This is a genomic window from Nocardia sp. NPDC087230, assembly GCF_044744725.1.
GTDB classification, from domain to species: Bacteria; Actinomycetota; Actinomycetes; order Mycobacteriales; family Mycobacteriaceae; genus Nocardia; species Nocardia canadensis.
The window spans coordinates 553,648-580,615 of the sequence record NZ_JBIUYV010000002.1; the positions used below are offsets into that span (position 1 = coordinate 553,648).

Here is a 26,968-nt window from a genome sequence, read left to right on the forward strand (position 1 = left end):
GGGCTACAGCAGAGCTTCGCGTGAAGCCTGGCGTTCGAGTCGGTTCCCGTGGCGTTTGGGTCGCGAGCGGGGGCGAGAAACGTTGTTGCACCGGGCATGACGACGACATCGACCATCGAGGCGGCGCCGGAGACCGGCCGCCGCGCATGGCCCGCGCTGCTCACCATGTTCCTGGGCAGCTTCACGCTGGTGACCGCGGAGTTCCTGCCACCGGGAGTACTGACCGCGCTGGCCGAGGACCTGCGGGTACCGGAGGGGGTGGTCGGGCTCTCGGTGAGCGCGACCGCGCTCACCGCGCTGCTCGCCGCGCTGGGTTTGGGCTCGCTGTTTCCGAAGGCCGACCGGCGCACGCTGCTGCTGGTGCTCACCATCGGCGCCGCGGTGTCGAACGTGCTGGTGGCGGTGGCGCCGAATATCGCGCTGCTGCTGCTCGCGCGGCTGCTGCTCGGCGTGGCCGTCGGCGGGTACTGGTCGATGGCGCTGGTGATCGCCGCGCAACTGGTGCCGGCCCACCGTCTGGGCAAGGCGATGATGATCGTGAACTCGGGCACCACCGTGGCGACCGTGGCCGGGGTGCCGCTGGGCGTGCTGCTGAGCACGTACGCGGGCTGGCGGACCGTGTTCGTCGTGACGGCGGGACTGACCGTCGTGGCCGCGGTGGCGGTGCGGGTGATGTTGCCGCCGATCGCGCCGAGCAAGGGCATCGGGTTCGCGGCGATGGGGGCGGCGCTGCGGGCGCCGGGGGTCGCGTTGGGGCTGGTCAGCGTGGTCGCGGTGATCGGCGGGCATTTCGCCGGGTTCACCTACATCCGGCCCGCGCTGGCCGAATTGCTCGAGGCGGGTCCGTCGGCGATTCCGGTGTTGCTCGCGCTGTTCGGTGTCGGCGGCCTGCTCGGGAATTTCCTGCTCGGCTCGCTGGCCGACCGCAAGCTCGGTGTCCTGCTGGTCGCGGTGCCGACGGCGATCGGGCTGTCGCTGCTGGCGATCGTCGTCTCCGGCGCGGTGCCGGTGCTCGGCTATGTCGCGGTGGTGGTGTGGGGCGGCGCGTTCGGCGGCATCCTCAACCTGGTGCAGGTGTGGGTGTCGCGGGTGCTGCCCGAGCGGATGGAGGCGGGCAGCGGGCTGGTGGTCGGCGGTTTCCAGCTGGCGATCATCCTCGGTTCCGCGGTCGGCGGACGCGGGGTCGACAGCATCGGCCTGGCGGCGACCTACGGGCTCGCGGCGCTGGCGGCGGTGCTCGGCGGCGTGCTGGTGCGGGTCTCGCTCAGCCGCGCCGCGCGGTCCTAGCTCAGGCCGAGCGGGCCACGCGCCGCCACTGCGACGGCGTGTGGCCCGTATGCCTGCGGAAGGCCCGGCCGAACGCGGTCTCGGAGCGGTAACCCAGCCGCCGCGCCACCGCGCCGACCGACACGTTGTGCTCGGCCAGGTACACCTGGGCCCGCTCGACCCGCAGCTTCGTCAGATACCGCCCCGGCGTGAGCCCGGTGGCCGCCTGGAACCGCGCCGCGAACCCGGACCGCGAGGCCAGCGCGACCCGCGCCAACGCCTCGACCGTCCACTCCTGCCCGGGATCGGCGTGCATGGCGGCCACCGCGCGTGCCACTCCCGGCTCGTTCACCCGCAACAACCAGCGCTTGGGCGCGCACCCGCGCGCATGCCAGGACTCGATCGCCATCGACGCGATCAGGGTCGCGACCCGGTCGCCCTGCACACCGAACGGATCTGGGCATTCGCGCACCAGATGCTCGAACATGGTCGCGGCCAGTGGCGCGTGTCGCACGAACTCGGTGAGCAGCACCCGCTGCGGCAGCGCGTCCATCGCGCCACTGGTCGCGGCCGGTGCGAGCCGCACCCGCAGCACGGTGCCCTCCGACAGGGCGGTGATCGCGAAGCGGTCCGCACGCGGAACGAACAGGAAGTCACCGCAGGCCAGATCCTCTGCCGTGCCCAGACCTTCGACCCGGACCAGGCCCTCCGTCACCACGAGCGCGCTCGGCTCACCGGCGATGAACTCCCCACCGCCCGCGGTGAGCGCGAATTCGTCCCGGCCCGCGAAGCGCCATCGCAGGCCGGCGAGCACATTGTCGAGGCCGCTCGCACCAGATTCGATCAGCGTCACCGTGCACATCCTCCGGGGGGATCTCCGACGGATTCACGGTACCAAGGCAGCTCGGAGCCGGTGCGGCCGCGAAACAGCGCCCGGCACTACGCCCGTGGACGTAGCCGGGATCGGGTCGCGCGGCCGATGCCCGCGGCGGCCGTCGCGAGCAGGCTGAAGTCATGAACACCTTCGACAGCGCGACGACGCTGACCCTCCTGGCCGACCACTACGCCGGGGGCTGGCATCCCTGGCCCTTCTTCTGGATCTTCCCGCTGCTGTTCTGGATCACCGTGATCGCCGTGCTGTTCTTCGCACGCAGGCGGTGCGCGGGGCGCGGCGGCGGGATCGGGGCGCTACGCACCGGGTTCGCCCGGGGCGAGATCAGCGAGTCCGAGTACCGCAGCAGGCTCGCCGTGCTCAGCGAACCTCGCCCTCGCGAGCAGAAGTAGGAGATCGCGATGCGATTCGGGATCGTGCTGACGCCCCGGTCCGGGGCCCAGTGGACGCGCGCGGTGGTCGACGCCGAGCAGCGGGGTTACGCCACCGTCCTGCTGCCGGACACGCTCTCCACCCCCTCGCCACTGCCCGCGCTGGCCGCCGCGGCCGCGGTGACGACGCAGCTGCGACTGCGGCCCAACGTCCTCGCGGCGCCCTTGCGCACCATCGGAGCGACCGTGCGGGAAGTCACCGCGCTACAACTGCTTTCGGACGGCCGATTCGAGCTGGGCCTCGGCACCGGCCGCCCCGACGCCCGCGGCGAGGCCGAAAGGCTCGGCATGCCCTGGGGTTCGGCGAGCGAACGACGACAGCATCTGATCGACACCGCGACCGCGATACGGGCGCAGGTCGACCCGGCCCCGCCGCTCGTGATCGCCGCGAACGGCCCGCGCATGCTCGCCACCGCGGCCGCTCACGCCGACCGGATCCTGCTGGCCGCCGCCCCGGATGCCACCGAGGACGAACTGGCCGACATGGTCGCCGCGATCGCCGAACACACCGACCGCGACGTGCGGTGCACCCTCCAATTGGTCGGTGTCGGTGAGCGATTGCCGCACTGGCTCAGCGCCCGCCTCGGCCACACCGCGGACAAGCTCCGCGACGCGGGCGCCGCCGGACTTCTCCCCAGCGATCCCCAGGCGGCTGTGGACATCCTCGAATCCCGCAGCGCGCGCTACGGAATCGACGAACTGATCGTCCCCGGCGAACTGACCGAGGCGTTCGCGCCGATCCTCGACCTCGCGCTCGGGCGTCAGTAGATGGCGCTCCAGTAGGCCTCGACGACGAGACCGACGATGTAGCGCGGATTCTGCGGATCGTCGGTCACCGTGACGGTCGCCTTGGACAGGTCGAGCTTCATGCCGTCGCCGTTCAGGTACTGCTGGCTGTTGGCGGTGTAGGTGAAGAAGGGCGCCTCGAACGGCTGGGCGCGCAGCGTCGGCGCCGCGGCGCGCAGCACCCGGCTCGCGTCGGCGCGCTCGCACGATCACTACGGCGCCACGCGCCTTTACCCACCCGAACACATCGACGAACCTAGCAATCGGCCCGAGCGAAAGATCGCGGCGCCCAGCCGGATTCGATACCGTGCGCGCGGTGTCGGTGACCACTGCTAGCTTCGGCGGACATCACCGGGCGGAAAAGGAGTTCTCCATGGGGGTGATCATGTCGTTCACCAGGGTGAGTGCCGTGGAGCTGGAGCGGCTGGCCACGACGACCGAGTGGCCGGACGATTTTCTCGACGGCCTGCGGGTCCAGGACGGCGGACCGAGCGGCTACCTCGACAAGGCGTGGGCCGGCCTGGAATACCTGCTGGCCCAGGCGAATATCGGGATCGATCTGATCGAGACCGGCCGTCCGCTGGCCGATGACAACTATTTCGCCTGGCACCCGGACGACGTGTCCGCCACGGCGAAGGTCCTCGGCCGCTACCCGTTCGACGAGCTGGCCCTGTTCTTCGATGCTGCGGCGATGGACGCGGCGGAGGTGTACCCGAACATCTGGGTCCGCGACGGCGAGAGCGGACTGCACTACCTGCGCCACCACTACGACGGCCTCGAGCACGTGTTCCGATACGCCGCCGAGCGCGGGTCCGGCTTCCTCCAGCATTTCGGCTGACCGATCGAACGACGAAGCCCGCCCCTGGAAATCCAGGAGCGGGCTTCGTTCGGTTCAGCTGGTTACTCGCCGGAGGCGGCGGCCTCGGGCGCGGTGCCCTCGGCAGCGCCGGTCAGGACGACCTCGGGCTTGTCGTCGCCCGCGGGAGCCTTGGTCAGCTTCGCCTTGCCGGCGAAGGTGAACTTGGCGTCCTCGCCCTGGCCCTCGCCGTTCCAGCCCTCGACGTCGACCACGATGGTCTGGCCCGCGCCGATCTCGCCGAAGAGGATCTTCTCCGACAGCTGGTCCTCGATCTCGCGCTGGATCGTGCGACGCAGCGGACGCGCACCCAGGACCGGGTCGAAACCGCGCTTGGCGAGCAGGCTCTTGGCCTGGTCGGTCAGCTCGATCGCCATGTCCTTGTTCTTCAGCTGCTTGGCGACGCGGTTGATCATCAGGTCCACCATCATCACGATCTGCTCGCTGGTGAGCTGGTGGAACACGATCACGTCGTCGATGCGGTTGAGGAACTCGGGGCGGAAGTGCTTCTTCAGCTCGTCGTTGACCTTGAGCTTCATCCGCTCGTAGTTCGACCCCTCGGCGTTGGACTGGGTGAAGCCCAGGCCGACGGCCTTGGAGATGTCGGAGGTGCCCAGGTTCGAGGTGAAGATCAGCACGGTGTTCTTGAAGTCGACCGTACGACCCTGACCGTCGGTGAGACGGCCGTCCTCGAGCACCTGCAGGAGGGTGTTGTAGATCTCCTGGTGCGCCTTTTCGATCTCGTCGAACAGAACCACGGAGAACGGCTTGCGGCGCACCTTCTCGGTGAGCTGGCCGCCCTCTTCGTAGCCCACGTACCCGGGAGGGGCACCGAACAGCCGCGACGCGGTGAAGCGGTCGTGGAACTCGCCCATGTCGATCTGGATGAGCGCGTCGTCGTCGCCGAACAGGAAGTTCGCCAGCGCCTTGGACAGCTCGGTCTTACCGACACCGGACGGACCGGCGAAGATGAACGAGCCCGAGGGGCGCTTCGGATCCTTCAGGCCGGCGCGAGTGCGGCGGATCGCCTTGGAGACGGCCTTGACGGCATCCTCCTGGCCGATGATCCGCTTGTGCAGCTCGTCCTCCATGCGGAGCAGACGGGTGGTCTCCTCCTCGGTGAGCTTGAAGACGGGGATGCCGGTCCAGTTGGCCAGCACCTCCGCGATCTGCTCGTCGTCGACCTCGGCCACGACGTCCAGATCACCGGAACGCCACTGCTTCTCGCGCTCGGCGCGCTTGGCGACGAGCTGCTTCTCCTTGTCCCGCAGGCGCGCGGCCTTCTCGAAGTCCTGCGCGTCGATCGCGCTCTCCTTCTCGCGGCGGGCATCGGCGATCTTGTCGTCGAACTCGCGCAGGTCCGGCGGCGCGGTCATCCGGCGGATGCGCATGCGCGCGCCCGCCTCGTCGATGAGGTCGATCGCCTTGTCCGGCAGGAACCGGTCGTTGATGTAGCGATCGGCCAGCGTCGCGGCGGCGACCAGGGCACCGTCGGTGATGGACACCCGGTGGTGCGCCTCGTAGCGGTCGCGCAGACCCTTGAGGATGTTGATGGTGTGCTCGACGGTCGGCTCGCCGACCTGCACCGGCTGGAAGCGGCGTTCCAGGGCGGCGTCCTTCTCGATGTACTTGCGGTACTCGTCGAGAGTGGTCGCGCCGATGGTCTGCAGCTCGCCACGGGCCAGCTTCGGCTTCAGGATCGAGGCCGCGTCGATGGCGCCTTCGGCAGCACCCGCACCGACGAGCGTGTGCAGCTCGTCGATGAACAGGATGATGTCGCCGCGGGTGTTGATCTCCTTGAGCACCTTCTTCAGGCGCTCTTCGAAGTCACCGCGGTAGCGGCTGCCCGCGACCAGGGAACCCAGGTCGAGGGTGTAGAGCTGCTTGTCCTTGAGGGTCTCGGGGACCTCACCGTTGACGATGGCCTGCGCCAGGCCCTCGACGACCGCGGTCTTACCGACACCGGGCTCACCGATCAGGACCGGGTTGTTCTTGGTGCGGCGGCTCAGCACCTGCATGACGCGCTCGATTTCCTTCGAGCGGCCGATGACGGGATCGAGCTTGCCCTCGAGCGCGGCCTGAGTGAGGTTGCGGCCGAACTGGTCGAGCACCAGCGAAGTGGACGGAGTGCCCGCCTCACCACGCGAGCCGGAACCCTCGACGGGCTCCTTGCCCTGGTACCCGGACAGCAGCTGGATGACCTGCTGACGGACGCGGTTCAGGTCGGCACCGAGCTTGACCAGAACCTGGGCGGCGACGCCCTCGCCCTCGCGGATGAGACCGAGCAGGATGTGCTCGGTACCGATGTAGTTGTGGCCGAGCTGCAGCGCCTCGCGCAGGCTCAGCTCCAGCACCTTCTTGGCACGCGGGGTGAAGGGGATGTGACCGGACGGCGCCTGCTGGCCCTGACCGATGATCTCCTCGACCTGGCTGCGCACACCCTCCAGCGAGATGCCAAGGGACTCCAGCGACTTCGCCGCCACGCCCTCGCCCTCGTGGATCAACCCAAGCAGGATGTGCTCGGTGCCGATGTAGTTGTGGTTGAGCATCCGGGCCTCTTCTTGGGCCAGGACAACGACACGCCTCGCGCGGTCGGTGAACCTCTCGAACATCGCTCCCTCACTCTCCTGCTCCGACATTCTGGCAACAGACGCCGCAGTGTGCTCGGTACAACCTAGGGCGTCGGACCGACAACTGTCGCCGTCAGCCTGCCATGAAGCCCGGGGGTTGCGGCCCCCGCCTCCACTCTAGTTGGCAGGGGATTCCGCCGCCGCCGGTCCACCCTATTGATGACCGGCGGCAACATGGTCATTCACTCATAACGCGCACGTCGCGGCATTCGTTTCCCTCAGAGTTTTGCCTACAGCGAAATATGTCGCCGGGGTGACGGCCTCAGCCGGTGAAGGGGGGCACGAACTCGCACGGGACCGGGGCCTGACGGGCCGGATCCAGGGCGTTGAGGACGTGACCGGCCGCGCGGGGGCTGCCGGCGATGGCCATGTGTTCGGAGTAGTCCTGGGCGCAGCCGTCCTGGACGACCACCGACGTGGCGTTCGGACCCGGCACGAGACCGGAGGTGTGCGGCACGACCAGCTCGTCGAGCGCGGAGACGATATTGGTGTAGGTGACCTGCGGGCTGTACACCCCGTCGGCGTTGAGGGCGACCATGAACTCGTCGCCGGTGAGCATCTGCCCGCAGGCCTGGCACAGCGAGGTGGCGACCGCGTCGAAGGCGGGACCGGCGCCCAGCGCGCGGCTGTAGGCCGCGATATCGCCCGCGCCGAGCGCGTTGGTGCCGAGCCAGGGTGGGGCGATGCCGACCAGCTTGTCGACCTTGGCCGCGCCGCCGAGACGCTTGATGTAGTAGTTGCCGACGATGTTGCCCTGCGAGTGGGCGACGAAGTCGACCCGCGCGGCGCCGGTGCGCGCGAGCACCCCGTCGACGAAGGCCGACACCTCGGCGGCGCTCTGCTCGATCGGACGCATCCCGCCGATCGCCGAGACCGGCCAGGGCAGCCCGTAGGCGCCGAAGGTGAACGAGTAGACGCAGTAGCCCTCATTGGCCAGCAGCGGGGCGTACACGCCCCAATTCGTCTGTCCCCCACCGCCGGTGCCGTGCAGCAGCACCACCGGATTCGGATGCTCGGCCGAGGGGACGCACCCCGGATCGTTCGCGCCGGGTAGCGATCCGCCGGGCGTGGTGAGTTCCGGGGCGATCCCGGCGAAGAAGTTGTAGTCGACCGGGTACTCGGCGGCGGCGGTGCCCGCGTTCCCCCAGGCCAGCAGTGCGGCAGCGGCCAGTACCAGCAACGATCTCGAACTACGTCGCATGAAACGACTCCTCACTAGAACGTGTTCCGATCATCATGGAACACGTTCTAGTGATCGCGTGGCCCTATTGGCAGATCGCCATCAACGCTGGAACGGCGCGGGCGCGTAGCCACCGGCCATCGGCGCGACCATCGCCTGCGCGACCGGCTGCCCGGCGGCCGGCGAACTCGTCTTCCCCTGCTGCACGCCCGCCGCGAACAGCGCGCCGCACAGCACCAGGAACGCCGCCGTGTGCAGCACCGCGCGCACGATGTTCCAGCGGACCCAGGCCGCCTCGAAATCGGCACGCACGACCGCGGTGTCGGCGATCGCCGACGGGTCGCCCGCCGCGGCGAGCGCGTCGTTGAGCGGCACGTTCAGCGCCGAGGTGACGGCGAAGGCGATCACGTTGAGCGCCAGGGCGACCCCGAGCCAGATCAGCGTGCTCCGGTGCTCCTTGCCGAGCGTCAGGGCCGCGGCCAGCGCCGTGAACCCGACCGTGCCGAGGAAGCCGAGCATGAACCACGGGTTGATGATCACGACGTTGATCTTCTGCATGACGTCGATCAGCGTGCGATCGCCGGTCCGCGCCAGGGCCGGCATCACCGAGATCGCGTAGGCGTAGAACACGCCCGCGATCAGGCCGGTGCTGAGCAGCGCCAGAACCATGGCGGCCATCCGAAGTGCGAACATGTGCTGTCTCCTGACTCGTGTTCCGGAGCTCGATCCGTGTGCTCCGGTGTTACGAGTAAGTCAACAGTGTCACGCGGCTCGCCGACATGGTTCAGACGCTCACGCACCTGCGCGAGAGTCGCGACCTCACAGATCGTGGTCGGAGATCATCCCGCTCTGCATGGCCAGCGCCGCCAGCCGGGTGCGTTTCTGGTTCTGCGGCAGGTTCTCCACCCCGAATTTCGCGAACAGCGCGCGCAGATGGGTCTTGATCGCGTCGATGGAAAGGAACAATTCCTCGGCGATCTGCTGATTGGAGGCGGGCGTGGCGAAGCCGGTGCCGTGCTTGTACGGGCGGCACAGCGCGATCAGCACCGCGCGCTGGGTCTCGGTCAGCGAGCGCATGGTCGGAATGGAGCCGGACGCGGTGTGCGTCGCGTCGTCGACGACCCCGCCGAAATCGAAGAAATGCACCAGCGTGGTGCCGACCCGGATCCGGTCGCCCGGACTCAGCCTGCGCCGGCCGATCAGGCGCTCACCGTTGACGAAGGTGCCGTTGCGGGACAGACCGTCGTCGACGATGGTCCAGTGCGCGCCCAGGTATTCGACGGCGGCGTGCAGCCGGGAGACCTCGGCGTCCCAGCCGAGGACGAGGTCGGCCTGCACATTGCGGCCGATGGTGAACCGCTGCTGCTCGGGCTCGAGCGCCAGCTCGTGCTGCCGCCCGGTGTCATCGGTATACCGTAGAAAAGAACTAGACATGTCCCGCCTCTCCGCGATTCAGGCCGGACTCGTGCGCGTCGACAGAAACGTCGGCGGGCGGCGGTGACAGCGTCGCCAGTTCGCCCGTACCCGGTGAGTTACCCATGTACTCGCCGAATCGGGTCGGACCGTCGGCCCTCGCCGACCTGAAAAACCTTGCGCACGAACATCAGTCTATCTCTCCAGGAGTCCCCGGGAGACCGCCGACGCATGTCCCGACCTGGGAGTACACCGCTGACAGCAGAGCGGTCCGGGATCGCCGCGTCAGCAACCCCGGACCGCCGTCGAAATTCAGGCCTTGCCGACTTCCTTGTTGTACGCCTCGGTGATGTCGGCCGAGATGCGGCCGCGAGCGGAGACCTTGTGGCCCTTGCGACGGGCCCATTCACGAATTGCGGCGCTCTGTTCGCGGTCCATGGAAACGCGGCTCTTCCCCTGCGGTGCCGGCGCCCCTGCCGCCTTCACCCGGCGACGGCCACTCACGCGACGGGCGTTGGCGACCCACTCGTCCAAGCCTTCGCGCAGCCGCGCCGCGTTAGCCTCGGACAGATCGATCTCGTACGACACGCCATCGATAGCGAACTCGATGGTCTCGTCCGCGATGGACTCACCGTCGACATCGTCGATCAGGCTAACGGTGACCTTCTTTGCCATGAGATGAACGTCCTCTCGAAATCGTCAAGCCTGCCTCCAGGCCGAATACCCGAGGCAAGAATACCTCTAATTACGAAAATTCCAACACGAGGTCTTCACCTCGCAAATCGACTGGTCAGCGACTACTCGGCCGGACAATCGGGAACAGGATCGTTTCCCGGATTCCCAAACCGGTCAGTGCCATCAACAACCGATCGATTCCCATACCGGTTCCGGTGGTCGGCGGCATGCCGTGTTCCATCGCGGCGAGGAAGTCTTCGTCGAGCACCATGGCCTCGTCATCGCCCGCGGCGGCCAGCCTGGCCTGATCGACGAACCGTTCCCGCTGGATCACCGGGTCGACCAGTTCCGAATAGCCCGTTGCCAACTCGAAGCCGCGAACATACAGGTCCCACTTCTCCGTCACGCCGCCCTTGCTGCGGTGCTGACGGGTCAGCGGGGAGGTCTCCACCGGGAAGTCGCGAACGAAAGTCGGCGCGTACAGCTTGTCGCCATACGCATGTTCCCACAGTTCTTCGACGAGTTTCCCGTGACCGTAGCCCTTGCCCGCGGGAATTTCCAGACCGACCCGATCGGCGAGCGCGAGCAATTCCTCGACAGTGGTTTCCGGAGTGACCTCCACCCCGATCGACTCCGACAGCGAGGGATACATCTCGACCGTCGTCCACTCGCCACCGAGATCATATTCCGTGCCGTCGGCCAGTGTCACCACGAGGGTGCCGAATGCCTCCTGCGCGACTTCCTGGATCAATTCCCGGGTCATCTTCGCGGAGTCGTCGTAGGTGCCGTAAGCCTCGTAGGTTTCCAGCATCGCGAACTCGGGCGAATGGGTCGAGTCGGCGCCTTCGTTGCGGAAGTTCCGGTTGATCTCGAAGACCTTCTCCAGGCCACCGACCACACAGCGCTTCAGGAACAGCTCCGGCGCGATACGCAGGAACAACTCCATGTCCAGCGCATTGGAATGGGTGACGAACGGGCGCGCGGCGGCGCCGCCGTGGATGGTCTGCAGCATCGGGGTCTCGACCTCGAGGAAGCCGCGGCGCTCCAGCGCGGTGCGCAGCGCGCGGACCACGTTCACGCGGGTACGGGCCATTTCCCTGGCCTCGGGGCGCACGATCAGGTCGACATAGCGCTGCCGGACGCGCGACTCCTCGTTCATCTCCTTGTGCGCCACCGGCAGCGGTCGCAACGACTTGGCCGCCATCGACCAGGAATCGGCCATCACGCTCAATTCACCGGTCCGCGACGAGATGACCTCACCGTGCACGAACACGAAGTCACCGAGGTCCACATCGGACTTCCAGGCGGCCAGCGCGTCGGCGCCGACGCCGTTGAGGCTGATCATCGCCTGCAGCTTGGTGCCGTCGCCTTCCTGCAAGGTGGCGAAGCACAGCTTGCCGGTATTGCGGACGAAAATGACGCGCCCCGCGATGCCGACCTGCAGGCCGGTCTGGGTATCGGGCTCCAGATCCGGGTAGGCGGCCCGAATTTCGGCCAGCGTGTGGGTGCGCGGGACCACTACCGGATAGGCCTCGCCGCCCTCGGCGAGCAGCCGTTCCCGCTTGTCCCGGCGAATCCGCATCTGCTCGGGAACATCACTGTCCACGGCGGAACTGACGGCGCGGCCGGTATCGGCGGGGTTAGGGGTGCTCACATCCGATAACAGTAGCGTGCGCCGGAAATGCTATTGCGGCCTGCCCGTACCGAACTCCACGGTAACCGGACACCGCACCGGCCATTCCTCGGCCGAATGCAATCCACGTCACACCATCGAAACAAAACGCCGCCACCGCGGCCCCCGAATCCGCACGCGGACAACCCAACCCATCCGCCGCCGGGCCCGGAACGAGCAGTGGCCGGACCGCCGGTCGGGCGGTCCGGCCACCGGCCCGGCGTCGCTACAACGAGGCGAGCGCATTCACCTCACGGGCAAAGTGCGGCGCCCCCACCGCGACGGTCAGCAACCCCGCGGACTTCAGTGCCTGGTAGCCGCCGATGAGATCGGTGGCGCGGTGCAAACCGAGTTGCTGCAACGACGCCGCGGCCAAACTCGAGGTGTAGCCCTCCGAGCAGAAGATGATCCATTCCACGTCGTGGTCGACGGCCAGCGACAAACGCGCCGAGGAGGTCGGATCCAGTCGCCATTCCAGGACATTGCGTTCGATGACCAGCGCACCCGGCAGCGAACCCTCCCGAACCCGCTGCGCGGCCGGGCGGATGTCGACCAGAATCGCGCCCCTGGCCAAAGCCGCGGACAGGTCGTAGACGTAGAGCCTGCGTAGGTCGGCGCGGGCGTTCTCGAGCATCTGATCAATCGTCAAACGACTCATCACAGGTCACCTTCGGGCTGGTCGGTGAGGACGGTTTTGGTTCGCCGCAAGGTGCCGTGGCCGGTCACCTCGTAATAGGACATCGCCGACAGCGGCGGGGAATAGGCGTGCACGCTCAGCGTCGGATCCAGCGGACCGACGGATTCGGCGGCGGCGGGCGCCCGAACCACGTCGTGGACCCAGCCGATCGGGAACGAGGCCTGATCGCCGGCGGCCAGGGTGCGCCTGCGTAGCTCCGAGCCATTCCAGCGGAATTCCGAGAGCGCGCCGCTGAGCACCGTGAGGGCGCCCAGCGAACCGGCGTGATCGTGCAATTCGGTGGATTTACCCGGCGTCCAGCTGATCAGCCAGACATCGACCTCGTCGTCGGCGATCAGCCGGGTGGCCCAGCGCTGTTCCGTCGGCCAGACCCCGTCGGCGGGCAGCAGGTGATCGTAGCGACCGGCGAGGACGTCTTCGGCGCCCTCATCGGTGAGTCGCAGCAGGTCAGCGGGCCGCAGCCGGGTCGGCAACGCCGAAGCCACCGCCCGGTCGAGCGGGGGTGTCGCGGAGTAGCCGTCGCGCGCGGAGGAAAAGGAAAGGACGGAAGAACGCATGAGCGAATCTCCAGGAGGTGTGAAACGGTCGAGGGGAAAACGTCAGCCTCGAACGGTCGAGGCAGGTCAGCCTCGACAACACTCCTGGGTGCTCACACGGAAGTACACGAGCGTGAGTTTAGCAGTCGACGCGCGCTACGGCGAAAATGACCTGCGCCACAGTCACTTCTTGTTGCGTTCGTAGACGTGGCGCAGACCGGTCAGCGTCAGATGCGGCTCGTGCTGATCGATGGTCTCCGATTCCGGCACGATCAACGGCGCGCCCGCGCCCGTCGCGACGACGGTGACATCGGTGCCGGAGAAGGCGTCGAACTCGTCGCGGATGCGATCGATCAGGCCGTCGACCAGGCCGGCGAAACCGAACACCGCCCCGGACTGCATGCACTCCATGCTGTTCTTGCCCAGCACCGAGCGCGGGCGGGTCAGCTCCACCCGGCGCAGCGCGCTGCGCTCGACCAGCGCCTCGGTGGAGATCTCCACGCCGGGCGCGATCACGCCGCCGAGGAACTCGCCCTTGGCCGAGACCAGGTCGACGCAGATCGCGGTGCCGAAGTCGACCACGATCGCGGGACCGCCGAAGCGGCGATAGGCCGCCAGGCAGTTGACGATGCGATCGGCGCCGACCTCCTTCGGGTTGTCCACCAGCAGCGGGATGCCGGTGCGCACGCCGGGCTCGACCAGCACATGCGGCACGTGCGCCCAGTAGCGCGCGAGCATGGTGCGCAGCTCGCGCAGCACCGGCGGCACGGTCGACAGCGCCGAGACGCCGACCACCTGGTCGAGCTCCTCACCGATCAGACCGCGCACCTGCATCGCGAACTCGTCGGCGGTGAGCAGTGGATTGGTGTGGATGCGCCAGTGCCGCGCCAAGGTCGCGTGCTCGCCGCTGCCGGAGAAGAGACCGAGTTCGATTCCGGTGTTGCGGACGTCGATCGTCAGCAGCATCGCTGTCCCCCCGCCGCGCTCAGGCGAACGACAGCGAGCGCGGGGAGGTCAGGCCGGAACCCTCGGGCGCGTGCGCCGGGTCCGAACCGAGCTCCACCGGGCGGTTGCGGTCGTCGACGAAGACCACCTTCGGGTCGTAGTCGCGCAGCTCCTGCTCGTCCAGCTGGCCGTAGGCGATCAGGATGACCAGGTCGCCGGGGTGCACGAGATGGGCGGCGGCGCCGTTGATCCCGATCACGCCCGAGCCGCGCTCACCGGCGATGACATAGGTCTCCAGGCGGGCGCCGTTGTCGATGTCGACGATGCAGACCTGCTCGCCCTCGAGCAGATCGGCGGCGTCGAGCAGATCCTGGTCGACGGTCACCGAACCCACGTAGTGCAGGTCGGCGTGGGTCACCGTGGCACGGTGGATCTTCGACTTCATCATGGTGCGCAACATCGTCGTCGCCTTTCTCAGTTCGCCTGCGCGGCAGGCAGGGAGTTCGCGTCGGGGTGCCCGTCGATCTGGGCGCCGAGAACAATCGGGGCATTGTCGATCAGCCGGGTGGCGCCGACCTTGGCGGCGACCAGCAGCCGGGCATTGCCCGCGGTGGGCGCGGGGCCCAGGTTGCTGTCGCGCAGTTCGAGGTAGTCCACGTCCAGACCGTCGACGGCGTCGAGCACCGCGCGCGCGGCCCGCACGACCGCCTCCGGGCCGAGGCCAGCGGCGTGTCTGCCCGCGGCCAGCGCGGCCGACAGGCCGAGCGCCGCCTCTCGCTGGGTGGCGTCGAGGTAGCGGTTGCGCGAGGACAGCGCGAGACCGTCGGGCTCGCGGACCGTCGGATAGGCGACGATCTTCACGTCCATGTTCAGGTCGCGGACCATCTGCCGGATCAGCGTGAGCTGCTGGTAGTCCTTCTCGCCGAAGTACGCCTCGGAGGCGTGGGCGATATTGAGCAGCTTCGCGACGACGGTGAGCATGCCCGCGAAATGCGTCGGCCTGCTGCCGCCCTCGAGCTCGGCGCCGATCGGGCCGGGCAGCACCGTGGTGCGCGGGCCCTCGGGGTACATGTCGGAGACCGACGGCGCGAACACCAGGTCGACGCCCTCGTGCCGGAGCAGTTCGAGGTCGGCGTCGAGGGTGCGCGGGTAGGCGTCGAGGTCCTCGTTCGCGCCGAACTGCAGCGGATTGACGAAGATCGAGACGATCACGACCTGGTTGGTCAGCTTGGCCTGACGGACCAGCTGCAGATGACCCTCGTGCAGTGCGCCCATCGTCGGCACGAAACCGATCGTGCGGCCCGCGCCCCGCAGCGCCTTGGTCACCGTGTCGACGACCTCGGGGCTGTGGTGCACGGTCAGCACGCCGGGCTGGTACGCGCCGGTCGCCCGCGCGCCGCCCTGGTGGTGGTGCACTTGTCTGGGTTCCATCAGTGGCCTTCCTTGGCGAGCAGGTCCAGCAGGGCCGGATTGGTCTGGGCGAGTTCGGCGGTGCGCAGCGACATCGCGCGATAGGCGGCGGCCAGGCGCTGGTCCACGGCAGCCAGGGCGGACAGGTGCGCGGCGACCGCGTCGACGTCGCCGCGCGCGACCGGGCCGGTCAGCGCGGCCTGGCCCCGGCGCAAAGCGTTGTCGAGAGCAGCGGAGACGAGCGGGGCGAGCAGACGTTCCGGCAGGCCGTTGGGCTGATCGTCGACCACCGGCTGACCGAGCAGGCCCGGCCCGTCCATGGCCGCGCGCAAGGCGGTGACCGCATCGACGATGACCGTGACCAGGTGGTTGGCGCCGTGCGCGAGGGCGGCGTGATACAGCGTGCGCTGCTCCTCGGCCACCTTGACCGGCTCGCCGCCCATCTCGATGACCAGCGCCTGGCCGATCGCGTAGCCGACCTCGTCGGCGGCGGTGACGCCGAAGCAGGCGTTGGCCAGGCGGTCGATGTCCTCGTCGTGGCCGGTGAAGGTCATCGCGGGGTGGATGGCCAGGCCGAGCGCGCCCTGCGCGGTGAGCGGCGCCAGCACGCCGACACCGTGCGCGCCCGCGGTGTGCACCACGATCGTGCCGGGGCGCACGACACCGGCACTCGCCAGGCCGCGGACCAGCCCGGCCAGCTCGGCGTCGGGGACCGCGAGCAGCAGCAGCTCACTGCGCTGAGCGATCTGCTCCACCGGCAGGATCTGCGAATCGGGCAGCCGCGTCCGCGCCCGGTGCACCGAGGCATCGGAGATCGCGGCGACACCGAACACCACGTGACCGGCTCGCTCGAGCGCGACACCGAGGGCCGAACCCACCCGTCCCGCCGAGACGATTCCCACCGTCAGTCGTGCGGGCGCAGGGTCGACACCCACGTTCGCGCCATCGGAATTGACACTTCTCGAGGTCAACACTGTCCTCTCGATTTGCGTTCCAGTCCCGCAGGGCGGGTACCGGACGTTACGGATCGAGAATAGCTTGCCCGCCTCTGCGCGACATCCGGCCGGACTCGTGCGGCGGGTTCAGCCGCGTCGGCGGCCGGCACCACAGCACGAGTCGACCTCCCCCGTCCCCGGCGAGTGACCCAGCTACGACGCGAAAACCCGTCGTCACGGGCTAGTCGTGTTCCAGACTATCCCGCGATCGACTACTCAGGATCGCGAGCTGGACTCCGATTGGAGGTTCGCCATGATATCCGCCACAGACAGGCGCGGGGCGCCTTCTTCCTCGGCGCGACGGCGGCGGCGGGAGCTGGTGCCGACGGTCGGGGTGGTGTCGGCGGGCTTGGGTGCGGCCGGCGTCTCGGCGGCGGCCGGGGGGATCTCGGCGCCGGGTTCGTCGGTGCTGTCCGGCGCCGAGTCGACGGCGGCGGGCTCGGGCGAGGCCGGGGCGGTGTCGGCCTGCGAGCCGGTGACACCGTTGGCCGGGGCGTTGTCGGCGGCGGCTGTCGCGGCGGTGGCGGCCTGCGAGCCGGTGACGGCGTTGGCCGGGGCGCTGTCGGTGATCGTCGCGCCGAAGTCGTCGACCTTGCGGGTGTTCGGGGCCGACAGGCGCGGCGGCGGGGTCTTGCCGTTCGACGGCGGCGGGGTCGGCGCGGCGGGCGCCGACGTGGGCTGCGTGGCCTCGGCCTGCTGGGCCTCGGCATAGTCGTCGAGCTGGACGGCGGAGGTCTCGGCGGTGACCGGGTCGTCGTAGGGGTCGGCGAAATTGGCCGAAACCGGCTGCATGAAGACGGGTTTCAGTGCGCTCGGCGGTTGCTGCCACGGACCGAACCAGGCGGCGTTGGCATCCACCGGGCTATCGGCGAAATCGTGGTCCGCGTCGTCGAACGCGTCGAAGCCACCGGCGGGCAGGGCATCGATGCGGACCGCGTCGGCTTGCAGGGCAGGCTGCTCGTCGGGCAGCGGGCCGTCGAAGAGGACCTGCAGGTTCTGGCGGAGCAGGGTGAGCTCGGCGCGCAGCGCCGCGATCTCCGAGGCGTCGGCGCCGACTTCGGCGCGCACCCGCGCCTCGACCCCCATCTCGTATTCGCGGCGGGCGTTGATCTCGCGTTCGAGCTGCAACTCGTACACCGTCTGGAGATCGCGCACCTTCGCCTTGTCGACCGCCGCGTCCTTGCGGTAGCGGGTCGCCGCGAGGGCGCCGATCACCGCCGCCCACAGGGCCGCTACCAGGCCTACTCGTACGTATTGGACGTTTTCGCTGAAGATCAGGAAAACGCTTGCCGTCAGGCCTAGGAGAATGAGGGCGCCGATGAAGAGCTTTCCCGCGTCGTCCCGCCGTCGACGGGGCGGAGTGCTACGGGAGGGTGAAACCATGTGGGCCAGGGTAGCCGGAAACTGCTGGTCGGCCCACCGAACCCGGCGGTGATTCCATCCGCAAGTTGCTAGGTAGTAGCGGGTTCGTCCGGCGGTTCCTCGGGGGCCCGGCAGCAATACTCCAGCCACAAAGCCGCAGCAACCAGGGCGGAACCGGCGAGCAGGCCGACGACCGCGCCCGGCGAATCCGCGGCGGCCGCCGTCAGGGTGCCGCGCTGTGGGAATACCCACAGTAGGAAGCCGAGCCACACCCCGGCGGCCAGTGAACCCACCTGCATCGAGGCCTTCGCCAGCGCCGCGGCGCGGGCCACGTTGATCGGATGCAATTCGTTCGGGCCGTCGCCGATCTTCTCGTCGGCGATCTTGGCCTTGATGACGAAGCCCAGCGCCGCCTCGATCGCGGCGACCGGCAGCAGCGAGGCGCCCGCCGCGACCGAGATGGTCGGGAAGGTCGAATAGGCGAAGCGGGTGGCGATCCAGGCGATCGCCGCGGCGACCACCACGTTCAGCGCCAGATCGAGCACTCTGGTCGGCTTCAGCACGGGCGAGCGCTCTCGTCCCGCAACACCAGATCGGTTCGCACCACCCCGGCCCGCTCGGCCGGCGCGAGGCCGGCCAGCAGCTCGGCGATCGACACGTCGACGCCGTCGACCCGCAGCCGCGCCGACGGCTCCACGTCGAGCCACGGGACCAGCACGAACGCCCGGTGGTGGGCCTGCGGATGGGGCAGGATCAGCGCGGGATCACCGGCGCGGACGATCCCGGCGCCGGTGTCGTCGGTGCAGGTGACCACGTCGACGTCGAGTGTGCGCGCCCCCCACCGGATCTCCCTGACCCGGCCCGACGCCTGCTCGAGGTCCTGGCCGAACCGCAGCCAGGCATAGTCGTCGAAGCCCGGATCCTCGGCCACGACAACGGCATTGAGATAGTCGTCCTGTTCGACGCCGCCCCACGGCGCGGTCGTGTAGACCGGCGAGACCGCGAGCGCCCGCTCCCCCAGCGCGGCAACGACATCGCGCAGATGCCCGAGCCGGTCGCCCAGGTTCGAGCCGATCGACAGGACGGCGCGACTCATCGGCGCGGCCCCGGCTCGATCGTGCGGTAGCGCGTCGCCACCACCCGCACGTCGGCGAAGGTGTGCGGAATCGGCGCGGACGGCTTGTGCACCACGGCTTCCACCGCCTCGATGCGCGGGTCGGTCATCACATCGTCGGCGATCTCGGAGACCACGGTCTCGATCAGATCGCGCGGCGGACCGGCGACGATGTTGACCGCGCGCTCGGCCAGCGCGCCGTAGTCGACGGTGTCGGCCAGGTCGTCGGAGGCGGCGGCCACGGCGAAATCGACCCACACCGTCAGGTCGACGACGAACTCCTGACCGTCGCGGCGTTCGAAGTCGAACACGCCGTGCCTGCCGAACACGCGCAGACCGCGCAGCTCGATCCGCGAGGTCGCGGGCCTGCCCGCGGGCGGGGGCAGCAGCGGTGAGTTCATCGGGAGACTCCTCGGGCGGCAGTGGCTCGGCGCCACGCGTCGACGACGGCGATCGCGTCCAGCGAGGCACGCACATCGTGCACCCGCACACCCCACGCGCCCTGGCTGGCGGCGATCGCCGAGACCGCGGCGGTGGCCGTCTCCCTGCCGTCCGGCGGACGCGGGCCGGACGCGTCGGCCAGCAGCGCGCCGAGGAAACGTTTCCGGGAGGCGCCGATCAGGATCGGCAGCCCGCCCGCGACCAGCTCGGGCAGCGCGCCGAGCAGTTCCCAGTTGTGCTCGGCGTTCTTGGCGAAGCCGAGGCCGGGGTCCAGGATCAGCCGCTCGGGGGCGACACCGGCGGCGACGGCCAGGTCGACCTGGGCGCTGAGCTCGGCGCGCACCTCGGCCACGACATCGTCGTAGTGGTCGGCGGGGCCCGTGTGACGGTAGTCGGCGCCCGCGCGCCAGTGCATGAGGATCCACGGCACCCCGGACTCGGCGACGACCTTCACCATGTTCGGGTCCGCGCGCCCGCCGGAGACGTCGTTGATCACCGCGACACCGGCGTCCAGCGCCGCCTCGGCGACCTCGGCGCGCATGGTATCGACGCTGGTCGGCACGCCCGCGGCGACCAGACCGCGGATCACCGGGGCCACCCGGCCCGCCTCGGTGGCCGGATCGACCCGGTCGGCGCCGGGCCTGGTCGACTCACCGCCGACGTCGACGATGTCGGCACCGGCCGCGTACAGCGCGATACCGTGCGCGATCGCGAGGTCGGGATCGAGATAGCGGCCACCGTCGGAGAACGAATCCCCGGTCACGTTCACCACACCCATGACCACACACGAGCGGCCACCTCGCGGCGCGGTCACGAGGTGCTCGCTCATTTGCGCAGGATCAGGTCCAGCGCCTCGGAACGCGAGGCGGCGTTGGTCTGCAACAGGCCGCGCACCGCCGAGGTGGTGGTGCTCGCGCCCGGCTTGCGGATGCCGCGCATGGCCATGCACAGGTGCTCGGCCTCGATCACGACGATCGCGCCGCGCGGATCCAGCCTGCGCATCACCGCGTCGGCGATCTGGCTGGTCAGCCGCTCCTGCACCTGCGGGCGTTTGGCGTAGAGGTCCACGACGCGGGCCAGCTTGGACAGGCCGGTGACCCGGCCGTGGGTGCCCGGGATGTAGCCGACGTGCGCGACGCCGTGGAAGGACACCAGGTGGTGCTCGCAGGTGGAGAACATCGGGATGTCGCGGACCAGCACGAGCTCCTGGTGACCCTCGTCGAAGGTCGTCGCCAGTACCTCGTCGGGCTCGGTGTAGAGCCCGGCGAACATTTCCCGGTAGGCGCGCGCCACCCGGGCCGGGGTGTCGAGCAGACCGGGACGGTCCGGATCCTCGCCGACCGCGAGCAGCAGTTCCCTGACCGCGCGCTCGGCCCGGTCCTGATCGAACGGACGACCGGTGGCCAGCGCCGTCAGGTCCGTCGGGCTCGTCGAGCCGAGTTCGCCGTCGGCGATCGACCCGTTCCCTGTTGGCTCAGCGACCTTCTTGTTGGCCGACACTTCTCCGCACCTCCACATGTCGACGCCGGTGATGGTCCGGCATCCGACGGTCGAGCGTAGTTGGCCGCCGGTCAGCGGCGGCCGTTCGGCCCTTCCCAGTCGTTGTTCTCCGGCTCGGTGCCGGGCTGCTGCGGCGGCGCGACAGGCGGCTCACCCCACGGCTGGAAGCCACCGGCGTGCCGCGGCTGCTCCGGCGGGGCCCAGGCACCGCCCTGGCCCTGCGGAGCCTGTGGCTGCTGCTGCGGCTCGTCGCGCGGCGGCCACCCGGGCGCCGACCAGCCGGCCGGAGCGCCGTAGTCGGGCCGCGAGCCGTGCGTGCCCTGCTGCGGCCGCGGGATCGCCTGGGTCGGCGCGGACGGCAGCGGGTAGCCGCTGGCAGGCGGGGCGGGCTGGCCGTACTGCGGCGGCTGCGCCGGATAACCGTTGGCGGGTTCCAGCGGAGCACCGGCGGGCACCGGCGCGGGCTGCACCGGCGGCCACGGCTCGCCGCGCTCGGCGGCCAGCTCGCCCGGGGTCTTCACCGGGGGCTTGTCGGACGGAAGACGGTCACCGAAGTCGTTGAACGCGGTGATCCGCGGCCGCTTCTCGACCCCGGCCAGCACCTCTTCGAGATCCTTGCGGTGCAGGGTCTCGCGCTCGAGCAGCGCGGTCGCCAAGGCGTCGAGCTGCTCGCGGTACTCGCTCAGGATGGACCAGGCCTCGGTGTGCGCGGCCTCGATCAGGTTGCGCACCTCTTCGTCGATCTCGCGGGCCACCTCGTGCGAGTAGTCCGACGCGACGCCCATCGAGCGGCCGAGGAACGGGTCGCCCTGCTCCTGGCCGTAGCGGACCGCGCCGAGACGCGCGCTCATGCCGTACTCGGTGACCATGCCGCGCGCGATCTTGGTCGCCTGGTCGATGTCGGAGGACGCGCCGGTCGTCGGCTCGTGGAACACCAGTTCCTCGGCCGCGCGGCCACCCATCGCGAACACCAGCCGGGCGATCATCTCCGAGCGGGTCATCAGGCCCTTGTCGTCCTCGGGCACCGTCATGGCATGGCCGCCGGTGCGGCCGCGCGCCAGAATGGTGACCTTGTAGACCGGCTCGATGTCAGGCATCGCCCAGGCCGCCAGGGTGTGGCCGCCCTCGTGGTAGGCGGTGATCTTCTTCTCGTGCTCGCTGATGATCCGGCTCTTGCGGCGCGGACCACCGATGACCCGGTCGACCGATTCCTCCAGCGATTCACCGGTGATGACCGAGCCGTGCTCACGCGCGGTGAGCAGCGCGGCCTCGTTGATGACGTTGGCCAGATCGGCGCCGGACATGCCGACGGTGCGCTTGGCCAGACCCTCGAGGTCGGCGTCGGGCGAGATCGGCTTGCCCTGCGAGTGCACCCGCAGGATCGCGCGACGACCGGCCAGGTCGGGGTTGCCGACCGGGATCTGCCGGTCGAAGCGGCCGGGCCGCAGCAGCGCGGGATCGAGGATGTCGGGGCGGTTGGTCGCCGCGATCAGGATGATGCCGGTGCGGTCACCGAAGCCGTCCATCTCGACGAGCAGCTGGTTGAGGGTCTGCTCACGTTCGTCGTGGCCACCGCCGAGGCCGGCGCCGCGCTGGCGGCCGACCGCGTCGATCTCGTCGACGAAGATGATGCAGGGGCTGTTCTGCTTGGCCTGCTCGAACAGGTCGCGCACGCGCGAGGCACCGACACCGACGAACATCTCGACGAAGTCCGAGCCGGAGATGGTGAAGAACGGGACGCCCGCCTCTCCGGCGACGGCGCGCGCGAGCAGCGTCTTACCGGTTCCGGGGGGACCGTAGAGCAGCACGCCCTTCGGGATCTTCGCGCCCAGGGCCTGGTAGCGGGCCGGATTCTGCAGGAAATCCTTGATCTCGTACAGCTCTTCGACGGCCTCGTCGGCGCCGGCGACATCGGCGAACGTGGTCTTGGGCATGTCCTTGGACAGCTGTTTGGCCTTGGACTTGCCGAAGCCCATCATGCCGCCGCGACCACCGCCCTGCATGCGCGACATCACGAAGATGAACAGGCCGACCAGCAGCACCATCGGCACGATGAACAGCAGCAGCTGGGACAGCCAGCTCTCCTGCTTGACCACCGTGTCGTACTTCGCGCCGGACTTCTGCACCGCGTCGAAGATCTGCGCCGACGTCTCACCGCCGCCCGGGTACTTGGCGACGATCTTGGTGTTGTTGTTCGTCGCCTCGTTGCCATTGTTCAGTTCGATGCGGAGCTGCTGCTCCTTGTCATCGATCTGGACGTTCTTGACGTTGGCTTTGTCGTTCAGCTGGCTGAGCGCCACGGAAGTGTCGACGCTCTCCCAGCCGCGCGTGTCATCGCTGAGGAAGCTGAACAGCCAGATCATCAGCATGATGCCCGAGATGATCGCCAAAGTGCGAAACACTGTCTTGCGGTTCATAGAGCGTCGGCCGGACGGCCCAGTCCTTTCCGGTTATTTCTCCGGGTGTGCCTAGCGAAGCGTCGAGATCGGCGGGTTTCGGATGCGGACATGCCACGTTACCGCGTACGGTCTAGTTCGATACATCGCGCAGTTCGGCTGCTGGTGCAGTTGCACTGGTCAACGTTCAGAGCTGGGGAACGGTTCCCGAAAGCTCCGAACGCGTTGTTGCAAGTGGCCACAATCATGTCATGCCCGCCTTATCGTGGGCGACGACACAACTACAGCGCAGGGGGTATGGACATCGTCGAGCTACGAACACCCACAGCGATTCTGCGCCACGGCAGTGGACGTCTCACCGTTCTGCGGCCGGGTACCGATGGCGAACGGGTTCTCGATGTTCCCATCGCCGACCTGCTCAAGGTGCGGCTGAACCGGCGCGCCGACGACGCGGTGGTGATCGAGATCTACCTGCGCTACCCCACCCCGGTGCTCACCGGCGTGCCCGCCGACCGCACCCCGCTACCGGTCCTCATCGCCGAACACGACGTGCCCGCCGCGCTCGGCATCGTCGACCGGATCAACGACCAGATCATGGCCACCCAGCGCATCGACGTCGCCGCGCCGGACCTCACCCCGCCCGCCCCGGAATGGGGCAAGTCGGGGCCGGTCAGGGCCGATGTCGAGCGCGCGGTGCGCCGGATGGCGCCGCGCAAGGAGGCCCGCTCGGCGATCAACGCGCTGCACCGCTACGTCACCCCCGACGAGTACGTGCTCGAGACCGCGATCGCCGTCGCCGCGCCGCCCGCGGGCAACGGCACCGGTCTGCTCGCGGCGACCACCACCCGGCTGCTGTTCATCTCCATCGGCAGCGGCGAACGCTACGCCCACGAGTTGGCCGTGGCCGCGATCCTCGGTGCCCGCACCGTCGACGGCGCGCGCTCGGCGCCCGGCGAGATCGACACCAGGCACGGCGGCTCGGGCATGGACGTCAGCGACGGCAACCGGACGCTGCATTTCGCCGGCGCCGACCGGGCCGACACCGAACGGGTGACCTGCGCGGTCAACTTCGCCGTGCGCAGGCAGGCCGCCGACGGCGCGGCCGGGCCCGCCGACCCGGGCGTCTCCCAGCTCTACGCGGAGTGGGAACTCCTGGTCGAGCGGCATTCGCTAGGCATGGTCGACGACACCCAATTCCAGCGCTACGGGCGCGGGATCCTGCGCAGTCTGTAACCGGGGACCGCCCTGCCCCGCCCGACCGCGAGGCGGGGCGGGACCTCAGGGGCGCGAACGCGCCGACGTTGCGAGAACTCAGCCCTCGTCGGTGTCGGTTTTCTGTTCGGGCTCGTTCAACTCGATCCGGCGCCACGGGCTGGTCGGGCGGGTCCACAGCCGTAGCAATTCCATCCGGCGGTCGACGCCGCCGTTCTTGAGCTCGGCGAGGTCCTCGGTGGCCTGCCAGTAGGTCCAGCCGGCCAGGTAGGCGTCGCCGAACTGGCGCCAGTTGCGGTAGCGGCGCTGGGCGGGCGCGAGGGCGCGCATGCAGTACTCCCACGCGACATCGGCATCGATGTAGCCGGCGGTGAACGCCATCCGGGCGACCGCGACGACGCGGGCCAGGTCCCAGGCGGAGATGTCGTTGGGCAGCGGGCGGGCCAGGTGGTCGGTGAAACCGATCTTGATGGCCTGGGCCCAGATGTCGTAGTCGCGGACCAGCGCCTCGGGGTTGTCCATGCCGCGGAACGAGCCGACCTGGCGTAGGAAGGCGCGATGGCGATCGGCCCGCTCGCCGAAGCGGTCGCGTTCGCTGGCGTTGATCGAGGCCATCACCAGCGGATGCACCAGCGCGTAGAGCGGAGCGTGCATGCCATCGAGGAGCTGTTCCATCGACGCGCGCGCCTCGGTGCCGTCGGTGATGCCCCACGCGCCGGTGAGGGTGTCGATGGCGAGTTCGCGGCGATCCCCGAGCGGGTGCTCGCGCTCGGGGCCGAGCAGCATCGCGTCGTGGAAGGCGTCCCAGCGGGTGGAGTAGAAGGCGCCCAGCGCCAGCGCGCGAAGTTCATCGTCGCTCACACCGGCTCCGGACCAGTGGTCTTCCTCGCGGCCGTCCAGTTCCGGGTAGGGAAAGGTGGTCAGCGCTGGTACTCCCCTGGCAGGCATGGGGCCGAGTCTAGTGCGGCGGGTGCCGTCCTGGGCCTAGGAGCGAATCTCCTTTCTTGGCCTGCCGTGACCTGCCACACAGGTCTATGGTTCTGACATGTGTAGAAATATCACCGTCTTGCGTGGTCTGGAGCCTGCCGCCACCGAGCAGGAGATCTACGCTGCCGCCTTGCAATACGTGCGCAAAGTCGGCGGCATCTCCGGGCTGAGCAGCACCACCAAACCCGCGGTCGACAAGGCCGTCGCGGCCATCGCCGCGGCCACCACGACGCTGCTGGCCGAGCTCCCCGATCGCCGGGTCCCCCCGCCCACCGAACCGCCGCTGCGCCGGATCGCGGCCAGGGACGGCGCGGTTCAGGAGACCCCGTAGGCGGCGACGCAGTCCAGCGCCACCTCCAGCGCGAGCGCGCGCTCGGACACCGGGTGTCCGAGAATCTCCTCCACCCGGGCGATCCGGTAGCGCACCGTGTTCTTGTGCACGCCCAACGCGCGCGCGGCTTCCTCCGGGCTGCGCTGTGCGCGCAGATAGGCGTGCAGAGTCGCGCGTAGCCGCGTCGCGACCGGGTCGGCGCCGGTGAGCCCGCGCAGTTCGCGCGCGATCAGCCCGCGCATCGCGGCCGTGTCGATCCCGGCCAGATAGGCGATCTCGACCTCGCGGTAACTGGTGACCGCGCCCGTGCCGTGCTCGGCGACCCGCCGTGCCGCGACGGCCTCCCGATGACTGGCCGCGAAACCGTCGACGTGCGCGCCCGGCATCCCGAACGCCACCCGCACCGGCGCGGGCACCTCGCAGCGCGCGATCCGTTCGGCGATCTCGGCGTCGTCCTCGACCGCCGCCCAGGCCCACAGCCCGCTGGCGCTGGCCGCGACGGTGAGCAGGCCGGTGGCGCCCAGCGTGGCGGCGATCCTGCTCGCGGTGCGGTCGAGCAGGCCGCCGGGTTCCTCGCCGCCCGCGTCGCCGATCCAGAGCAGAAACGCCAGATGACGTTGCGAGAGCCGGTACCCGAGGCCGATCGAGGCCTGGTCGACGTCGACCGCGGTGCCCGCCAGCAGCGCGCGCACCAGTTCGGTGCGGGTATTGAGGGCATCGCGCAGTACCCGTTCGCGCTCGGCCATGAAGGTGCCGGTGAGCTGCTCGATCGACAGCCCCATCCAGGTGGTCGACCGCTCGAACAGGCGCAGCAGGACCGTGCGTTCCAGATCCGGCGGCACCTGTCCCTCGTCGACGGTCTCGGTCATCACCGCGAGGGTCTCGGCCAGGCCGGCCTGATACGCGCGCAGCAGCACCCGGATGTCGAGACCGCGGCGGGCGATCGTCCTGGCCAGGACGTGCGCCTCCTCGGGCAGGATGAGGTCGTCGCTGTCGGTGGCGAGGCCGCTGAGCACGACCCTGGCGTGCGCGCGGGTGCTGGCGGCCAGGTCGCGGCGCAGATCGGGGTCGTCGAGTTCGGGTGAGGCGGCCAGCACGGCCGCGTCGAGCCGGGCGACGATCCGGTCCATGGTCTGCGTGCGCAGCAGATCGAACACGAACTCGGCGAACCAGCCGCGCACCTGTTCGCTGATTTGTTCTCCAGACACCAAAAGACCCGATTTCGTTGACGTGAACGGCCA

29 protein-coding genes are annotated in these 26,968 nt (G+C 69.3%); 6 read left to right on the forward strand and 23 right to left on the reverse strand.

Annotation, left to right across the window (positions count from 1 at the left end):
* Positions 1-96 precede the first annotated feature (96 nt).
* The gene (locus tag ACIO52_RS08845) at positions 97-1,287 is read left to right on the forward strand and encodes an MFS transporter (RefSeq protein ID WP_342800755.1); all 1,191 of its coding nucleotides are present in this window, start codon (positions 97-99) and stop codon (positions 1,285-1,287) included.
* Between the two features lies 1 nt (position 1,288).
* Here ACIO52_RS08845 and ACIO52_RS08850 read toward each other — a convergent pair whose 3' ends face one another.
* The gene (locus ACIO52_RS08850; RefSeq protein WP_402642753.1) at positions 1,289-2,128 is read right to left on the reverse strand and encodes a helix-turn-helix domain-containing protein; all 840 of its coding nucleotides are present in this window, start codon (positions 2,126-2,128) and stop codon (positions 1,289-1,291) included.
* Positions 2,129-2,280: 152 nt separating this feature from the next.
* Here ACIO52_RS08850 and ACIO52_RS08855 point away from each other — a divergent pair, with 152 nt between their 5' ends.
* Both ACIO52_RS08855 and ACIO52_RS08860 read left to right on the forward strand, forming a co-directional pair.
* Positions 2,281-2,550: a hypothetical protein gene (locus tag ACIO52_RS08855; protein ID WP_342800756.1), complete on the forward strand. Its 270-nt coding sequence runs from the start codon at positions 2,281-2,283 to the stop codon at positions 2,548-2,550.
* 9 nt (positions 2,551-2,559) lie between these two features.
* Positions 2,560-3,357: an LLM class flavin-dependent oxidoreductase gene (locus ACIO52_RS08860; RefSeq protein ID WP_402642756.1), complete on the forward strand. Its 798-nt coding sequence runs from the start codon at positions 2,560-2,562 to the stop codon at positions 3,355-3,357.
* Here the strand turns inward: ACIO52_RS08860 and ACIO52_RS08865 are convergent.
* Positions 3,351-3,557 carry a hypothetical protein gene (locus ACIO52_RS08865; RefSeq protein WP_218720624.1) on the reverse strand — a complete coding sequence of 69 codons (207 nt, stop codon included), beginning with the start codon at positions 3,555-3,557 and terminating at the stop codon, positions 3,351-3,353. The two genes, ACIO52_RS08860 and ACIO52_RS08865, sit on opposite strands and share 7 nt — an antisense overlap.
* A gap of 140 nt (positions 3,558-3,697) precedes the next feature.
* Here ACIO52_RS08865 and ACIO52_RS08870 point away from each other — a divergent pair, with 140 nt between their 5' ends.
* On the forward strand, positions 3,698-4,213 hold the full coding sequence (locus tag ACIO52_RS08870; RefSeq protein ID WP_402642760.1) for a DUF1877 family protein: 516 nt from the start codon (positions 3,698-3,700) through the stop codon (positions 4,211-4,213).
* A gap of 62 nt (positions 4,214-4,275) precedes the next feature.
* Here the strand turns inward: ACIO52_RS08870 and ACIO52_RS08875 are convergent, their stop codons facing one another.
* The 19 genes from ACIO52_RS08875 to ftsH all read right to left on the reverse strand — a co-directional run bounded on the left by ACIO52_RS08875 (position 4,276) and on the right by ftsH (position 23,218).
* Entirely contained in the window at positions 4,276-6,843 is a 2,568-nt protein-coding gene (locus ACIO52_RS08875) for an ATP-dependent Clp protease ATP-binding subunit (protein ID WP_218720626.1), read from the reverse strand.
* 280 nt (positions 6,844-7,123) lie between these two features.
* Positions 7,124-8,062 (reverse strand): lipase, encoded by a 939-nt coding sequence (locus ACIO52_RS08880; RefSeq protein WP_316573375.1) that lies wholly within the window; start codon positions 8,060-8,062, stop codon positions 7,124-7,126.
* An 81-nt stretch (positions 8,063-8,143) separates the two neighbouring features.
* Entirely contained in the window at positions 8,144-8,734 is a 591-nt protein-coding gene (locus ACIO52_RS08885; protein WP_218720627.1) for a DUF1772 domain-containing protein, read from the reverse strand.
* A gap of 126 nt (positions 8,735-8,860) precedes the next feature.
* Complete coding sequence (locus ACIO52_RS08890) at positions 8,861-9,475, reverse strand: FHA domain-containing protein (RefSeq protein WP_218720628.1); 615 nt, start codon at positions 9,473-9,475, stop codon at positions 8,861-8,863.
* Positions 9,476-9,766: 291 nt separating this feature from the next.
* A complete protein-coding gene (locus tag ACIO52_RS08895) occupies positions 9,767-10,129 on the reverse strand; it encodes an Lsr2 family protein (protein ID WP_019044650.1) in 363 nt (120 codons plus the stop codon).
* Between the two features lie 115 nt (positions 10,130-10,244).
* Positions 10,245-11,711 carry a lysine--tRNA ligase gene (gene lysS / locus ACIO52_RS08900; RefSeq protein WP_316573700.1) on the reverse strand — a complete coding sequence of 489 codons (1,467 nt, stop codon included), beginning with the start codon at positions 11,709-11,711 and terminating at the stop codon, positions 10,245-10,247.
* A gap of 316 nt (positions 11,712-12,027) precedes the next feature.
* Entirely contained in the window at positions 12,028-12,450 is a 423-nt protein-coding gene (locus ACIO52_RS08905) for a rhodanese-like domain-containing protein (protein WP_218720644.1), read from the reverse strand.
* Positions 12,451-12,458: 8 nt separating this feature from the next.
* Complete coding sequence (locus tag ACIO52_RS08910; protein ID WP_402642766.1) at positions 12,459-13,055, reverse strand: cysteine dioxygenase; 597 nt, start codon at positions 13,053-13,055, stop codon at positions 12,459-12,461.
* 162 nt (positions 13,056-13,217) lie between these two features.
* Entirely contained in the window at positions 13,218-14,000 is a 783-nt protein-coding gene (locus ACIO52_RS08915) for a type III pantothenate kinase (RefSeq protein WP_218720629.1), read from the reverse strand.
* A gap of 19 nt (positions 14,001-14,019) precedes the next feature.
* Positions 14,020-14,439 carry an aspartate 1-decarboxylase gene (panD, locus tag ACIO52_RS08920; protein WP_218720630.1) on the reverse strand — a complete coding sequence of 140 codons (420 nt, stop codon included), beginning with the start codon at positions 14,437-14,439 and terminating at the stop codon, positions 14,020-14,022.
* Positions 14,440-14,453: 14 nt separating this feature from the next.
* Positions 14,454-15,410, reverse strand: coding sequence for a pantoate--beta-alanine ligase (gene panC, locus ACIO52_RS08925; protein WP_218720631.1), 957 nt, complete (start codon positions 15,408-15,410; stop codon positions 14,454-14,456).
* Complete coding sequence (locus ACIO52_RS08930; RefSeq protein WP_316573372.1) at positions 15,410-16,324, reverse strand: DUF2520 domain-containing protein; 915 nt, start codon at positions 16,322-16,324, stop codon at positions 15,410-15,412. The genes panC and ACIO52_RS08930 overlap by 1 nt, the downstream gene beginning before the upstream one ends.
* Positions 16,325-16,600: 276 nt before the next feature.
* Entirely contained in the window at positions 16,601-17,767 is a 1,167-nt protein-coding gene (locus ACIO52_RS08935; RefSeq protein WP_402642772.1) for a DUF6779 domain-containing protein, read from the reverse strand.
* A 68-nt stretch (positions 17,768-17,835) separates the two neighbouring features.
* Positions 17,836-18,309 carry a DUF3180 domain-containing protein gene (locus tag ACIO52_RS08940; protein ID WP_218720634.1) on the reverse strand — a complete coding sequence of 158 codons (474 nt, stop codon included), beginning with the start codon at positions 18,307-18,309 and terminating at the stop codon, positions 17,836-17,838.
* Positions 18,303-18,842: a 2-amino-4-hydroxy-6-hydroxymethyldihydropteridine diphosphokinase gene (gene folK / locus ACIO52_RS08945; protein WP_342802338.1), complete on the reverse strand. Its 540-nt coding sequence runs from the start codon at positions 18,840-18,842 to the stop codon at positions 18,303-18,305. Before folK ends, ACIO52_RS08940 begins: the two co-directional genes overlap by 7 nt.
* Positions 18,839-19,261 carry a dihydroneopterin aldolase gene (folB, locus tag ACIO52_RS08950; RefSeq protein ID WP_402642776.1) on the reverse strand — a complete coding sequence of 141 codons (423 nt, stop codon included), beginning with the start codon at positions 19,259-19,261 and terminating at the stop codon, positions 18,839-18,841. Before folB ends, folK begins: the two co-directional genes overlap by 4 nt.
* On the reverse strand, positions 19,258-20,130 hold the full coding sequence (gene folP / locus ACIO52_RS08955) for a dihydropteroate synthase (RefSeq protein ID WP_316573369.1): 873 nt from the start codon (positions 20,128-20,130) through the stop codon (positions 19,258-19,260). The genes folB and folP overlap by 4 nt, the downstream gene beginning before the upstream one ends.
* The gene (folE, locus tag ACIO52_RS08960; protein ID WP_316573368.1) at positions 20,127-20,801 is read right to left on the reverse strand and encodes a GTP cyclohydrolase I FolE; all 675 of its coding nucleotides are present in this window, start codon (positions 20,799-20,801) and stop codon (positions 20,127-20,129) included. The genes folP and folE overlap by 4 nt, the downstream gene beginning before the upstream one ends.
* Before the next feature lie 71 nt (positions 20,802-20,872).
* On the reverse strand, positions 20,873-23,218 hold the full coding sequence (ftsH, locus tag ACIO52_RS08965) for an ATP-dependent zinc metalloprotease FtsH (protein WP_316573367.1): 2,346 nt from the start codon (positions 23,216-23,218) through the stop codon (positions 20,873-20,875).
* A 276-nt stretch (positions 23,219-23,494) separates the two neighbouring features.
* On the opposite strand from ftsH, the gene ACIO52_RS08970 reads away from it, so the two are divergent.
* The gene (locus ACIO52_RS08970) at positions 23,495-24,430 is read left to right on the forward strand and encodes a hypothetical protein (protein ID WP_218720743.1); all 936 of its coding nucleotides are present in this window, start codon (positions 23,495-23,497) and stop codon (positions 24,428-24,430) included.
* Between the two features lie 78 nt (positions 24,431-24,508).
* Here the strand turns inward: ACIO52_RS08970 and ACIO52_RS08975 are convergent, their stop codons facing one another.
* Positions 24,509-25,357: a DUF1266 domain-containing protein gene (locus ACIO52_RS08975; protein WP_218720742.1), complete on the reverse strand. Its 849-nt coding sequence runs from the start codon at positions 25,355-25,357 to the stop codon at positions 24,509-24,511.
* Between the two features lie 97 nt (positions 25,358-25,454).
* Between ACIO52_RS08975 and ACIO52_RS08980 the strand changes: the two genes are divergently transcribed.
* The gene (locus tag ACIO52_RS08980; RefSeq protein WP_189029638.1) at positions 25,455-25,727 is read left to right on the forward strand and encodes a DUF2277 domain-containing protein; all 273 of its coding nucleotides are present in this window, start codon (positions 25,455-25,457) and stop codon (positions 25,725-25,727) included.
* Here ACIO52_RS08980 and ACIO52_RS08985 read toward each other — a convergent pair.
* The gene (locus tag ACIO52_RS08985) at positions 25,712-26,935 is read right to left on the reverse strand and encodes a PucR family transcriptional regulator (protein ID WP_402642783.1); all 1,224 of its coding nucleotides are present in this window, start codon (positions 26,933-26,935) and stop codon (positions 25,712-25,714) included. The genes ACIO52_RS08980 and ACIO52_RS08985 overlap by 16 nt on opposite strands.
* Positions 26,936-26,968: the final 33 nt, after the last annotated feature.